Genomic DNA, 13,811 nt, shown 5'->3' on the forward strand with positions numbered 1-13,811 from the left:
GACCATGACCGATACCGACACGCCCGCACTAGCAAGCTAAAACCCCAAACGAGAGGAAAACGCCGTTACACCACTACAAGGGACTTGACCCGGCACCGAGTGCGTGAACGGCATCATCGAGCTCCACCGCCGCCTCGCCCGCGGCTACCGCAACCAGCACAACTACCGCCTCCGCATGCTCCTCGCCGCCGGCGGACTCACCCCATGACCCCCACCGGATGTCCGAAGAGCCCAATTACGGAGGGTGTTCTTATTGATTCCGATCTGTTCACCGACCAGCCGGCACGCGGCACTCACAGCCAGCGCGGGTTCGCAGGTCAGCTTCTCATTGACCATACGCACAGCACGGTCACGAACTTCTGCAGGGTACTTACTCGGTGCAGGCATGTTCCTATCCTCTCGGTTAGATCAAGCCCTCCACCACACCCGGGGCGATCCACATCGACCGGGCCACGGGCGAGCCGCTGCGTCGCTACGAGCATCCCTACCCGGGCTCACTGATCCATGTCGATGTCACAAAGTTCGCTAACATTCCTGATGGTGGTGGACACAAGTTCCTCAGCCGCCAGCAAAGCAAGCCCAACGACATCGCTACCGCTCGCCGCACTGGGCGCCGGGGCAAGGAGTCTCGACCGCTGATCGGCACCGCGTTCGTGCACACGGTCATCGATGACCACTCCCGAGTGGCCTATGCAGAGATCTGCGCTGATGAGAAAGCCGACACCGCGATCGGGGTCTTACAGCGGGCCGTGGCCTGGTTCGCCGAGCGCGGCGTCACCGTAGAACGCGTCCTATCAGATAACGGATCGGCCTACCGTTCTCACGCCTGGCGTCAGGCATGCACTCAGCTCGGCATCAACCATAAAAGAACACGCCCCTACCGTCCTCAGACCAACGGGAAAATTGAGCGTTTCCATTGCACCCTCGCAGACGGATGGGCATACGCCCGCCTGTACGAGCCCACCCACCAGCGCAACGCGCTCCTACCCGACTGGCTCCACTATTACAATCATCACCGTGCCCACTCCGCCATCGGCGGCCACGCACCAGCCACCCGACTGACCAACCTACCTGGACATCACAACTAGTCGGCCGTCACAAATGTCCCCCTCGGACACATCAACGTCGTCGCGGCTTACGTTGAACACATCGAATCCCGCGCGGGCTAACTCCTGACCGAGCTTGCGTGGGCCCGAGACGTACACGGAGTCGGCGTGGCCAGATAGCCGCCAGCGGTTCGTATGTCACGGAATCAACCCCCGCGAAACAGTGTCAACAGCGTACCTTAGTACAGCGCGGCCGCGAGCTGGCGGCGATAGGCGGCGACGCGCGGGTCCGAACCCAGCAGGTCGAAGAACTGCACGAGGCGGGCTCGCGCGGTTTCCTTCTCGTCCCCAGCGCTCGTGCGCACGACGGTCAGCAGGCGCGTGAGCGCATCGTCGAGCGCGCCCCCGGCGAATTCGATGTCGGCCGCGGCGAGCTGGGCATCGATCGGGCCCGTCGGCGCGGTGGAGTCCCCCGCCTGCTCGAGCGTGGCCTGCGGGTCGGCGATCGCCTGGCAGCGCTGCATGAGCTCGACCTGCGTGAGGGCGAGCTTCGCCTCGGTATCGGCCGGGGCCTCCTTCAGCGCCTTAGTGAAGGCCTCATGCGCCGCGGCGAGATCGCCGCGCTCGATCGCTTCGATGCCCTCGCGGTGCAGCGGCGGCACCTCGGGCTCAGCCGGTACCCCATCGGCCGGCGCCTCCCCTGCGCTCGCATCGGGCGGCAGCGTCCCCGTCACGCCCTGCTGGGCGGCGATCTTAAACATTTCGTCAAAGAGCGCGCGCAGCTGGCTTTCCGGATGCGCGCCCTGGAACAGCTGGAACGGCTGGCCACCGATGAGGACGAAGACCGTCGGCACCGACTGCACCTGGAAGGCCTGCATGAGCTGCGAATTGGCGTCGACGTCGATCTTCGCCAGCTGCATGCGCCCGGCGTACTCGCGGGCGAGCTTCTCCAGGATCGGGCCGAGCTGCTTGCACGGCTGGCACCAGGTCGCCCAGAGATCAAGGACGACGGGCACGCGCATCGAGCGTTCCATCAGCTCCGAGATGTGTGCATCGCCCGCATCGACGATCCAGCCCTCGCCGACGTGACCATCGGGCGCACCGTCCGGGGCAGCGGCACCGCCCTCCTCCGTGCGCTTAAGCGCGGACAGGTCGACGATTCCGGGGGCATCAAAAGACGGGGTGGACACGCATTTCTCCTTTGCTACGAGCGCTCGGTGCTCATGAGGGTCTGCTCGCCGCCAAGCGGCGTGATTGTCTTATCGGATGCGTCCTTGCCGGGCACGTACAGCGCGATCATCACCTGGTAGGTGGCCGTCAGCTGGTTCGCGACGGGATCCGAGCCGGCAAGGGCCGCGAGATCATCGGAGACGGTCAGCGTCGAACGCTCGACGGTCTTCTTTAGGGTCAGCGTCGTTGGAACGGTGCCGACGACGACGGCGCCGCCATCGCTCGTGCGGAACGCGACCGGCTCAGCAGTGACCTCGGCTGCCTGCCAGGAGGCCTCGCCGACCTCGTTCAGCGACTCGGTGAGTGCGTTCACGGTGTCGGTCATCGCCTTGCGCAGCGGGTCCTCACCGAAGGCGGCGGCCGCATCCGAGTCGGTCATCGCCTTGGCGTAGGCCTCGATCGCGGCCTTCGGCCCCATCGCGAGCGAGGCGTCGTCGGAGGCGAGGAATTCGGCGCCCGCGGCGGACGTCGGAATCTCGGGGAACGTCACGCCCGGGAACAGGCGCGCCCAGTGGTCGATCTGGTAGGCGGCGCGCGCGTTCGCCTGCGTCAGCGTCATGAGTACGGGGCTCGTCTGGCCCTCGGGCACCTGCGAGATGACGGCGGCGTGGCGCGGGAAGTCGTGGCCGGCCGCGGGCAGGACGGCCTGCGGCGTGAAGTTCAGCGGCGTCGGCTGGCGCGCGCCATCGGTCTTCGTGGCGAGCGTGTAGGCCGCGGTGCGGGCCGCGAGCGCCGCGCCGGCGAAGCGTGGGGCGAGCTTCTCGGCGTCCTTGGCGGCGTCGCCCTCGGCGAGCACCTTCTCAGCGGAGCCGAGCGTGGTCGTCAAGCCCGCCTCGGTGATGCCGGGGCCCTCATAGCTGGCGCCGGGCGATACCTCGGGAAGGGGCGTCGAGCCGCAGGCCGCAAGGCTCAGCGTGAGCACGGCGGCGGCGGAGGCGGCCAGGGGACGAATCAGGCTACGGGACGTCCTCATGCGTCGTCTCCTTTCTTCGGTGCCGGGAAGTCCCACTGATCGCGCCAGTCCTCCTCGGAGGTTTCCGGCCAGAGCGCATCGTCCTCGGCGACGACGGGCATGCCCTTGGATTCGGCGTCGGACTCGGCCTCCGACGTGTCCGTCTCGGGCCACAGGTCGTCGGCGGGGCTGATCGACGCGGCGTTCTTCGGCGCCCACTTGTTCGCCTCATCGAACGCGTCATCAGCGCCCTCGGCACGGATCTGCTCGGCGGTTGGCGCGGCGGGAACGATCATCGATCCGGCAGCCATGCCGCTGCCGGTGAGGCGCTCAATGTCCTGCTCGAGCAGCGGCTCGTCGATGACGGGGATCTCGTGCGACGTCACGACGGAGACGTTGCGCAGGCCCGAGCGCCGGGCTTCGGCGAGGGCCTCGCGTTCGCGCTCGCGCTCGCGATCGCGGATTTCCCGACGCGTGAGCCCTTCGGCTTCTTCCGCGGACAGCGCGGGGACGTAAATGACTTCGGTATTGCCCTTGCCCGACGCCACGGAGCGCGGCCGGTTTGCGCTGCGCGCCCACAGCGCCGCGATCGCCGCGAGGGCCAGCAGGACGATGCCGGAAATGATCAGCGGCCACATCGCGGGGGCCTTCGAGTCCTTGCTCCAGGTCAGTGTGAGGGCCGGGGCGGGTTTTTCGCCGTCGCTCATAGCGATGAAACCGAGCTGGTGGTCCGGGTCGGTGACGGCCCACGACACTTCGCCTTCGCCGCTGCGCTTATCCAAGAACAGGTCGGCGCCCGCAGGGTTGGGCAGCGTCACTTCGGCGTCGGTCGCCGCAACGGGCGTGACCTTGAGGTTCTCCCAGTCCAAGAGCCCTTCGATCTTCCGGTAGGCGCTGCCCTCGACGAACGCTTCAATATCGGACATCGGCGCAAGGGCGAGGAACACAGGGGCCCCGTCGGCCTTCGCCGTGATCTTGACCTCATCGTTGACCTGGCTGATGACGCCGGGGCCTGCGATGACGGCAGTTTCGGAACCAGCGGGTGCCATCACGGAGACCGTGTCGGACTCGCGCAGCACGGTGCCAGCCAAGATACCGGCAACGATAGCCAGCACCCCTAGCAACGCAAGGACGAGAGGAACAATACGTCGGGTCACTCGGGCTTCCTTTGTCGTGGGCAATGGCGCCTAGACAGGCTACGGCATATTGTCCCGCATTGTCCCGGGCCGTGCACGATTATCTCGCTCAGCGTGCGCGATTCCACGTCACACTCCTCCTTGAGGTGGTTCCCCACCGGTGACCTGCGACGCGTACCATAAGGCCATGACCTCATCTCCTACGCCACCCGTGTTCCCGGTCGTTCGACGCGGCTACGACAAAGCCCCCGTGGACCAGTTCCTGGCTGATCTTGGTGCCCAACTTGAGGAAGCCCGCGCCGAGGTGGGCGAACTCGACCGCCGAGCGATGACGCTCGCCAGCGAGCTCGCCGCCGCCCGCTCCGAACTCTCCGAGCGCAAGCGCCCCACGTACTCCGGCCTCGGCACCCGCGTCGCGCGGCTGCTGACGGAGGCCGAGACCCAGTCCGAAGAGCTACTGCAGTCCGCCACCGAGCAGGCCGAAGCCCGCCTAGCCCGCGCGACCGCCCAGGCCGATGCACTGCAGGAACGCGCTGAGTCCGAATCGGCCGCCGTGCTCGCCGCCGCCCGTCAGGAGGCCGCGGACCTGACCGCCGACGCGGCGACGCAGGCCGCCGCCGTGCGTAAGGACGCCGCGAGCCGCGCGGAACAAGAACAGCGCCTGACCGAGCGCAAGCTCGAGCAGGAGCTCTCGCAGGCGCGCCAGGAAATCGCCCAGCAGCGCGCCGACCTGCAGGCCGAGATCGCGCAGGCGAAGGAAGACCTCGAAACCGAGCTCGCCCGTCGCCGGGCCGAGGTCGATGCGGAACTCACCGAGTTGCGCACCAGGACAATTAACGAGATCGAAGCGGCGCGCGCGACCGCGAAGACGGAGCATGCCGAGCGCATGGCGCAGTGGCGCAGTGAGGAGGCGGACTCCCATCGCGAGATCGACGCGCTGCTGAAGGAGGCCTCCCAGCGGGTGGCCGAGGCCATGGATCAGTCGGAGAGCATCCTGACCGACGCGACCCGCGAAGCCAACGAGCGGCGCACCCAGGCCCGCGAGGCCGCTGCCAAACTCATTCGCGAGGCCGAGGTCGAGGCGACCCGACTGCGCGAAGACGGCCGCGCCCGCGGTGAAGAGGACCTCGCCCGCGCCCGCACGCAGATCAGCGAGCTGACCCGCCGGCGCGAGGAAGTCGCGGACTACCTCAACGAGATCCGCACGGTCCTTTCCCCCGATACGAACGAGAAGGCGTGAGCAAGTGGTCGACGGAGCGCTCGGAGGCGGCCCGCATTCATGCCGAGCGGCTGGCCGCCGCGCAGGCCCGTGAGCATCGCGAGGCCCGCGCGCTCATCGCCGATTTCGTCACCCGCGCCACGGAAGCGAATCTGCCCTCCGAGCCGCTGCGCGTCGGCGATTATTCGTCGAGCGCCACGGCGCGCACGCCGCTTTCCGGTTGGTACCTCAAGGGCGATCACAGCGTCGGGATTGATACCGACGGGAACTTCTACGTGCTCACTGCGCGGCTCAGCCTGAAGGACCGCATCTCGGGTATCCGTCCGAAGCCCGAGGAGCCGCCGCTCGTCATCGGCGCCGGCGGGCGTGACGGCGAAAGCATCGACCTCCGCGATGCCCTCGACCGTTTGCTGCCGCCGAAGCGCTAAGCCCTAGCCGGTCGTCGCGCTCATGCGCGCGAGCGACAGGACGCGCCGCGCCGCGCGCTCGTCGATGACGAGGTCCGTCGCCACCTGGGCGCGCAGCGCCGCGAGCGCCGGCGCGGCCTTCGCCTCCCCCGCGACGATGCACAGCCGCCGCGGGATCCGTCGCAGCTGCGCGGGCGTCGGCCCGGTCGCCCGCTTGTTGAGTTCGATGTCCTCATAACTGCCGTCCTCGCGCATGAGGACGGTGCACACATCCCCGACGACGCCCTCCGTCAGCAGCGCGCGCCGATCGGCGGGAGTGTCGAAATAGCCCGCCTGATACACGTGCGAGCCGGCCCGCCCGCTGATGGCGCCGACGCCGAAGACCGCGACATCGCACGTCTCTTGCGCGGCCAGCACGCGCTGCACGCTGCGCTCGCGCCACATCGCTTCTTTCGTCTCGGCGAAGTCGAAGAACGCGGGCACGGGAAAGAACATCGCATCGGCCCCGAACGCGCCCGCAAGCTGAGTAAAGATCGACGCGGCATAGGGGATGCCCGACGTCGTCGAATTCGCCGCGCCGTTGAGCTGGACGATGTGCACGTCAGGCGTCGGCTGCGGCTGGACGTGCGTCGCGACGGCCGACAGGGTCGTCCCCCAGGCCACGCCGACGGTCGTGCCGGGCGTCACCGCCGCAGCCAGTCGCTCCGCCGCAACCTTCGCGACGGCATCGAGCCGCGCATGATCCGGCCGTGAGGCCCGCACCGAAACCACCTCGGCGTGCACCCCGAATTCGTCAAAGAGTTCCTGCGCGACGCGACTCGCTCCCGTCGTCGCGGGTGCCAGCGAGATCCGCACGATGCCGGTTTCGCGTGCGGTCTTGAGCATCCGCGAGACGGTCGAGCGGGATACGCCCATCTCGGAGGCAATCGAGGCCATCGTCTCGTCTTGGACGTAATACAACTGCGCGACGCGGAAGAGCTCCTCTCGACAGTTGTCCATCATGACGAATAGTCTATGCACAGATGTGCACCTAGTTGCCGTTACTTGACCAAGCGTTCACCATAGAGGTGACGAATACGTCCTTTTCAACGACGAACGGAGTAGCTTGTGTCCTCGTCCCGCTTAACCGCTGAATCCCGCTCAGAAGCCCTTGCGGCGGTGTCGAGCGAGGAACTCGACATCCTGGTGATTGGTGGCGGCGTGACCGGCGCCGGCATCGCCCTTGACGCCGCGACGCGTGGCCTGAAGGTCGGCATCGTCGAAGCACAGGACTGGGCCGCTGGCACGTCCTCACGCTCCTCGAAACTCGTTCATGGCGGCCTGCGCTACCTTTACAACCTCGATTTCAAACTCGTAGCCGAAGCCCTGAAGGAGCGCGGCCTGCTGCTGTCGCGCACCGCTCCCCACCTGGTTCACGCGCAGCCCTTCTTGTGGCCGCTGAAGATGCCCGTTATCGAACGCTCCTACTCGGCCGTCGGCGTCGGCATGTACGATGCCCTCGCCCTGGTCGGCTCCGGTGGCCATAAGACCGTGCCATTGCAGCGCCACCTGTCCAAGGCCGGCGTGCTCAAGGAATTCCCGGGCATGAAGGACGACGCCCTCATCGGCGCCATCAAGTTCTACGACGCGCGCGTCGACGACGCTCGCCTCGTCCTCACCCTCATCCGCACCGCCGCCCAGTACGGCGCCCACTGCGCCTCGCGCACGCAGGTCACCCAGCTGTCGACCGACGAGACCGGCCGCGTCACCGGCGCGGTCCTCACCGACCTCGAAACCGGCACCGAACACACCGTGCGCGCCAAGGAGACCATCGCCGCGACCGGCGTGTGGACCCAGGAAACCCAGGAAATGTCCGGCGGCAGCGGCGGCCTGAAGGTGCTCGCTTCCAAGGGCATCCACATCGTCGTGCCCCGCTCGCGCATCGAGGGCAAGACCGGCCTGTTCCTGCGCACCGAAAAGTCCGTCCTCTTCATCATCCCCTGGCCCGAATACTGGGTCATTGGCACGACGGATACCGCGTGGCACGAAGAGGTCCAAAACCCCGTCGCAACCAAGCGCGATATCGAGTACATCCTCGATCACGCCAATGCGGTCCTCGACGCACAGCTGACCGAAGACGACATCATCGGCACCTACGCCGGCCTGCGGCCCCTGCTGCAGCCCGGAACGATGGACGAATCGAAGTCGACGAAGGTCTCCCGCGAGCACACGGTGACGCGCCCCGCCGAAGGCATGACGGCCATCGCCGGCGGCAAACTCACCACGTATCGCGTCATGGCAGAAGATGCCGTGGACTTCGCGCTCGGCGAGCGCGCGAAGACGCTTCCCTCCATCACCGAGCACACTCCCCTGATCGGCGCCGAAGGCTACGACGCCTACGTGCGCCTCGCCCCGCGCTTTGCCGCCCGCTACGGCTGGGACAAGGCGCGCACGCAGCACCTGCTGCACCGCTACGGGTCCGCCATCGATGAGCTCACCGCACTCATCGACGAAAACCCGGAGCTGAACGAGCCCACCGAAACCGCTCCGTCCTACCTGAAGGCCGAAGTGGTCTACGCGGTAACCCATGAAGGTGCGCTCCACCTGGAGGACATCCTCCGGCACCGGGTGCGCCTGAATTTCGAGACGCGGGATCGCGGCGTAAGCTCGCTCGACGAGTTCGCCGACCTGGTCGCCCCCATCCTGGGGTGGGACGAGGTGCGTACCGAGGAAGAGAAGACCAACTACCGGGAGGCGATGGCGGCCGAAGATGCCGCCGAGACCACCCTGACGGACTCCGAAGCCTCACTCGCCCGCAACGAAGCCAGCGAACTGCGCCCGCTCGCGCCGGTGGTGAAGAAGTAACCCCGACGCGTCCTGGCACCGACCGCCGCTGCACTGGTGCAGCGACGTACCGAAAGGTCCACTATGGAAATGACCCTCAGCGATATTTTCCTCTCCGAGGTCCTCGGCACTGCCACCCTCATCCTCTTGGGTGTCGGCGTCGTCGCCAACACGCTGCTGCCCAAGACCAAGGGCCACGGCACCGGATGGCTCCTCATCAACTGGGGATGGGGCTTCGGCGTGTTCGCCGGTGTCCTCGTCGCCTACAAGTCAGGCGCACACCTGAACCCGGCCGTCACCGTGGGCATCGCTGCCTCGGGTGCGGAAAACTATGTCGACGGCATCCCGGTTAATGTCTCCTCGACGATGATCTATTTCGCCGGCCAGCTGGTCGGTGCCATGATCGGCGCCCTCCTCGCGTGGGCGACTTACAAGAAGCATTACGACGAGGACTGCGATCCGTCGCTGAAGCTCGGCACGTTTGCTACCGCCCCGGAGATCCGCAACCCGCTGTGGAACACCATTACGGAAATCATCGGCACGTTCGTCCTCGTGTTCGTCATTCTCTCGATCGGCCCCGCCGGCGAGATGGCTGGCCTGCAAAAGGTCGACCTCGGCTGGCTGGGCGCCCTCGGCGTCGGCCTGCTCGTCGTCTCGATCGGTATCTCCCTTGGTGGCCCGACGGGTTACGCCATCAACCCGGCGCGTGACCTTGGCCCCCGTATCGTCCACCAGCTGCTGCCGATCCCCGGCAAGCGTGACTCGGACTGGGGCTACTCCTGGGTGCCGATCGTCGGCCCCATGATCGGCGGTACCATTGCTGGCCTCGTCGGCCCCATCGTGTTCTAACCGCCCGACCGCCCACCACACAACGTTGTGAAAGGAAAGACGATGACGGAAAAGAAATACGTCCTCGCAATCGACCAGGGAACGACCTCTTCCCGCGCTATTCTCTTCAACCACTCTGGCCAGATTGTCTCCGTCGGACAGTACGAGCACGAGCAGATCTTCCCGCGTGCGGGCTGGGTCGAGCACGATCCCAAGGAGATTTGGGACAACGTGCGTCAGGCCGTCGCCACCGCGCTATCGAAGGCTTCCACCAACCGCCACGAGATCGCTGCCGTCGGGATCACCAACCAGCGTGAGACGACGGTTGTATGGAACAAGAACACCGGCGAGCCGGTCTACAACGCGATCGTCTGGCAGGACACCCGCACCGACAAGATCGTGAAGGAACTCGCCGGCGACGAAGGTCCGGAAAAGTACAAGAAGGTCTGCGGCCTGCCGCTCGCCACGTACTTCGCCGGCCCGAAGATCAAGTGGATCCTCGATAACGTCGACGGCGCCCGCGAAAAGGCCGAAGCCGGCGACCTCCTGTTCGGCACGACGGACACCTGGACGCTGTGGAACATGACCGGCGGTGTCAACGGTGGCGTGCACGTCACCGACGTCACCAACGCCTCGCGCACCATGCTCATGGACCTCGAGTCCCTGAGCTGGGACGAGAACATCGCGGGGGACATGGGCATCCCGATGTCGATGCTGCCCGAGATCAAGTCCTCCTCCGAGGTCTACGGCATGGGCCGCAAGCAGGGCCTGCTCGTCGACACCCCGATCTCCGGCATCCTCGGCGACCAGCAGGCAGCCACCTTCGGCCAGGCCTGCTTCGAGGTCGGCATGGCGAAGAACACCTACGGCACCGGTAACTTCATGCTCATCAACACGGGCAACGAAGTCGTGCAGTCCGACAACGGCCTGCTCACCACCGTCTGCTACAAGATCGGTGAGCAGGACGCCGTCTACGCCCTCGAAGGCTCGATCGCCGTGACCGGTTCGCTCATCCAGTGGCTGCGCGACAACCTCGGCATCATCACCTCGGCCCCCGAGGTCGAAAAGCTCGCCGAGTCCGTCGACGACAACGGCGGCGCCTACTTCGTGCCGGCGTTCTCCGGCCTGTTCGCCCCCTACTGGAAGTCCGATGCGCGCGGCGCGCTCGTCGGCCTCACCCGGTTCGTGAACAAGGGCCACATCGCTCGCGCGGCGCTGGAGGCCACGGCCTTCCAGACCCGCGAGGTGCAAGAAGCGATGGCCGCCGACTCCGACGTCAAGCTCACCGAGCTCAAGGTCGATGGCGGCATGGTCGCTAACGAGCTGCTCATGCAGTTCCAGGCCGATATCCTCGGCGTCGACGTCGTGCGTCCGAAGGTCGCGGAAACCACCGCGCTCGGCGCCGCCTATGCGGCCGGCATCGCCGTCGGCTTCTGGGAAGGCGAGCAGGACGTCATCGACAACTGGGACGAGGACAAGCGCTGGAGTCCGCAGATGGATGAAGAGGAGCGCGAGCGCACCTACCGCCTGTGGAAGAAGGCCGTCACGAAGACCTTCGATTGGGTCGACGACGACGTGAAGTAAGTCCCTGCATCAGCCGCCGGGTCGAGCCCGACTGCACATCCGCGAGACGTGCAATCGTGGCCTCGGCCCGGCGGACTTGTGCGCACGTACCGCTCGGCAGCATTTCCGGCAGGAAGTCATAGCGGCGCGCGACTTCCTCGCCGAACTCACCGCGCACGCGCCGCTCGTTCCAGTCCACGAGGTCACCCCAGCCGGGCGCGGCCAGCGAGCCGCCAAACTGCTGAACCGACAGTGAAGAGGCGAGCGTCGCAAATGCGAGCTGCTCCGCGAGCGGCCGCCCGGCGAGGTTCGCGACGATGAGGCCCGAAATGAAGACGTCGCCCGCGCCCGTCGGGTCGATCGCGGCGACCGGTAGCGCGGGCGCGCTTGCCTCCTCACCCGTCGACGAATCGACGGCGACGGCCCCGTCGTCCCCACGGGTCACGACGGCGAGCGGGACACGCTCGGCAAGATCGCGGGCCGCGACAATCGGGCAGTCCTTGCCGGTATAGGCTTTCGCCTCGACCTCGTTCGGCGTAAACGCATAGCACGCGTCGAGCGGCGCGAGCAGCTGCGGATCCCAGGCCTCGCTCGGATCCCAGCCGGCGTCGGCAAACACCTTCGCGCCGTCCGCACTCGCGCGCTGCCACCAGCGCTCGGCAAGGCGCTCCTTCGTCAGGTCCATCGCGACGGCCGCCACCTGGGGGACCTCGCCGATGAGCTCGTCCGCACTGCAGGCCATCGCATGGCCGTGCGTGATCATCGTGCGGTCATCGTCGTGCGCGTAGCTCACGGTCACGTTCGTGTGGACGCCGGTGTGCACGTGCGAGCGCTCCAGGTCGATGCGCTCCTCGCGCAAAATATCGGCGCACCACTGCCCGTAGGCGTCGTCGCCGAAACTCGTCGCGAGATGGGCCTGCAGGCCGAGCCGGGCGCAAGCCACCGCGAGGTTCGCGATGCCACCGGGCAGCGTCCCCATCCCCTCCGCCCAGACCTCCGTGCCGGTGCGCGGCTCGTGAGGCAGGCCGGTGAAAACGATGTCGAGGAACAGCGGTCCGGTCAGCAAAATGTCGTGGCTGGGCGTGCGTCTCACCCCGCCAGGCTACCGGTCGCACCGGGCGCGGGGGCGGGCGATAGGCTGGGGACATGACGCACCTGGCACTCATCGGCGGCGGCGGGTTTCGCGTCCCGCTCATCATCCACGCACTATCGACCTCCTCGCGGGCTCTGCGCCTAAGCCACATCACGCTCATCGATACCGATACCGCCCGCCTTGCCGCCATGCAGCGCGTCGTCGCCGACCAGCTCGCCGCTAGCGGGCTGTCGATCGAGATTTCGACGACGACGGACCTCGCCGACGGCCTGCGCGGCGCCGACGTCGTCTTTGTCGCGGTCCGCCCCGGCGGGACCGACGGGCGCGTCACCGATGAGCTCACCGCGCTCGCCCACGATTTCCTCGGCCAGGAGACCGTCGGCGTCGGCGGCATGGCCTATGCCCTGCGCACGCTGCCCGTCGCGCGCCGCATCGCCGCCGCGATCGCCGAGCACGCCCCCGATGCGTGGACGATCAACTTCACGAACCCCGCGGGCGTCATCACCCAGGCGATGCGCGAACACCTGGGGCGGCGCGTCGTCGGCATCTGCGACACGCCCATCGGACTGCTCCGCCGCGCCCGCACCGCGCTATCGATCCCCACCGACGCCGACGTGCGCTTCGACTACCTCGGGCTCAACCACCTGGGCTGGCTGCGTTCGCTCAGCATCGACGGCACCGACCGCCTGCCCGAGCTGCTCGCCGACGAGGCTGCCCTTAGCCAGCTCGAGGAAGGTCAGCTGATCGGCGCGCAGTGGGTCGCGCGGCTCGGCGCCCTGCCGAACGAATACCTCTTTTACTACTACTGCCACCGCGAGGCGCTCGCCGCCGTGCGCTCCAGCGAGACGCGAGGGCAGTTCCTCGCCGCCCAGCAGCGCCAGTTCTACGACCTGTGCATCCACGACGACGCCCCCTTCGAGCTGTGGAACCGCACCCGCGCGGAGCGCGACGCGTCCTACATGGCCGAGGGCCGCGCGCCCGAGGAGCGGTTCGGGCGCGCCGCCGCCGAGATCGCGCAGGGCGGCTACCAGGAGGTCGCGCTCGATGCGATGACCGCATTCCTGCACGACGAGAGCGCCACGATGATCCTCAACGTCGGCAACACGGACACGCCCGACGGCACGCCCATCATCGCTGGCCTGCCGGACGACGCCGTCATTGAGGTCGGCTGCACCGTCGACGCGCGCGGCGCGCACCCGTGGCCGATCGCCCCGCCGCGCGGCGACATGCTCGCGCTCATGGCGGCGATCAAGGAGTGCGACGCGCTCCTGCTCACTGCGACCGCGACCGGCGACTACGACCTCGCCGCGCGCGCGTTCGGCGTACACCCACTGGTGGATTCGGTCGCGGCGGCCGACGCGCTGCTAACCGAGTATTGCGAGCGAGTCCCCGCAATCCGCGAGGCATTGGCCGGCCCTTGCTGAGAGTGTCCGATTTTTTGTGTGCGGGGGTTTGGTTTACAAGTACTCCGTGAATCGGTCTGGGTATGCCACGGCTAGTTGGTTGATGGCTTG

At 67.2% G+C, this 13,811-nt stretch carries 11 protein-coding genes and 1 pseudogene; 7 read left to right on the forward strand and 5 right to left on the reverse strand.

The genetic code is table 11. The annotated features are described in order from the left end of the window. Positions 1–437: 437 nt before the first annotated feature. A pseudogene (locus BSZ39_RS10020) lies at positions 438–1,088 on the forward strand (IS481 family transposase); the annotation flags it as partial. 197 nt (positions 1,089–1,285) lie between these two features. Here the strand turns inward: BSZ39_RS10020 and BSZ39_RS10025 are convergent. The 3 genes from BSZ39_RS10025 to BSZ39_RS10035 are packed head-to-tail and all read right to left on the reverse strand — an operon-like array spanning position 1,286 to position 4,385. Continuing rightward, the gene (locus BSZ39_RS10025; RefSeq protein WP_073717198.1) at positions 1,286–2,236 is read right to left on the reverse strand and encodes a tetratricopeptide repeat protein; all 951 of its coding nucleotides are present in this window, start codon (positions 2,234–2,236) and stop codon (positions 1,286–1,288) included. Positions 2,237–2,250: 14 nt separating this feature from the next. After that, positions 2,251–3,249: a DUF8094 domain-containing protein gene (locus BSZ39_RS10030; RefSeq protein WP_073717199.1), complete on the reverse strand. Its 999-nt coding sequence runs from the start codon at positions 3,247–3,249 to the stop codon at positions 2,251–2,253. Next, positions 3,246–4,385 (reverse strand): hypothetical protein, encoded by a 1,140-nt coding sequence (locus BSZ39_RS10035; protein ID WP_143180493.1) that lies wholly within the window; start codon positions 4,383–4,385, stop codon positions 3,246–3,248. Before BSZ39_RS10035 ends, BSZ39_RS10030 begins: the two co-directional genes overlap by 4 nt. A 166-nt stretch (positions 4,386–4,551) precedes the next feature. Here BSZ39_RS10035 and BSZ39_RS10040 point away from each other — a divergent pair, with 166 nt between their 5' ends. Together BSZ39_RS10040 and BSZ39_RS10045 are read left to right on the forward strand one after the other, a co-directional pair. Next, entirely contained in the window at positions 4,552–5,604 is a 1,053-nt protein-coding gene (locus tag BSZ39_RS10040) for a coiled-coil domain-containing protein (protein ID WP_143180494.1), read from the forward strand. Further along, positions 5,601–6,011 carry a hypothetical protein gene (locus tag BSZ39_RS10045; protein WP_073717202.1) on the forward strand — a complete coding sequence of 137 codons (411 nt, stop codon included), beginning with the start codon at positions 5,601–5,603 and terminating at the stop codon, positions 6,009–6,011. The genes BSZ39_RS10040 and BSZ39_RS10045 overlap by 4 nt, the downstream gene beginning before the upstream one ends. Positions 6,012–6,014: 3 nt before the next feature. Here BSZ39_RS10045 and BSZ39_RS10050 read toward each other — a convergent pair whose 3' ends face one another. After that, positions 6,015–6,992: a sugar-binding transcriptional regulator gene (locus tag BSZ39_RS10050; protein WP_245792488.1), complete on the reverse strand. Its 978-nt coding sequence runs from the start codon at positions 6,990–6,992 to the stop codon at positions 6,015–6,017. 105 nt (positions 6,993–7,097) lie between these two features. On the opposite strand from BSZ39_RS10050, the gene BSZ39_RS10055 reads away from it, so the two are divergent. The 3 genes from BSZ39_RS10055 (at position 7,098) to glpK (ending at position 11,225) form a co-directional block, all read left to right on the forward strand. Further along, positions 7,098–8,834, forward strand: coding sequence for a glycerol-3-phosphate dehydrogenase/oxidase (locus BSZ39_RS10055; protein ID WP_073717204.1), 1,737 nt, complete (start codon positions 7,098–7,100; stop codon positions 8,832–8,834). A gap of 69 nt (positions 8,835–8,903) precedes the next feature. Beyond that, positions 8,904–9,662 (forward strand): MIP/aquaporin family protein, encoded by a 759-nt coding sequence (locus BSZ39_RS10060; RefSeq protein ID WP_222842933.1) that lies wholly within the window; start codon positions 8,904–8,906, stop codon positions 9,660–9,662. A 42-nt stretch (positions 9,663–9,704) separates the two neighbouring features. Further along, a complete protein-coding gene (gene glpK, locus BSZ39_RS10065) occupies positions 9,705–11,225 on the forward strand; it encodes a glycerol kinase GlpK (RefSeq protein WP_073717206.1) in 1,521 nt (506 codons plus the stop codon). On the opposite strand, the gene BSZ39_RS10070 is transcribed toward glpK, so the two are convergent. Beyond that, a complete protein-coding gene (locus BSZ39_RS10070; protein ID WP_083603218.1) occupies positions 11,185–12,297 on the reverse strand; it encodes a carbohydrate kinase family protein in 1,113 nt (370 codons plus the stop codon). The two genes, glpK and BSZ39_RS10070, sit on opposite strands and share 41 nt — an antisense overlap. Before the next feature lie 53 nt (positions 12,298–12,350). On the opposite strand from BSZ39_RS10070, the gene BSZ39_RS10075 reads away from it, so the two are divergent. Further along, positions 12,351–13,721: a family 4 glycosyl hydrolase gene (locus tag BSZ39_RS10075; RefSeq protein WP_073717208.1), complete on the forward strand. Its 1,371-nt coding sequence runs from the start codon at positions 12,351–12,353 to the stop codon at positions 13,719–13,721. The last annotated feature ends 90 nt before the right edge of the window (positions 13,722–13,811 follow it).

It is taken from the genome of Bowdeniella nasicola, assembly GCF_001907295.1.
Lineage (GTDB): Bacteria > Actinomycetota > Actinomycetes > Actinomycetales > Actinomycetaceae > Bowdeniella > Bowdeniella nasicola.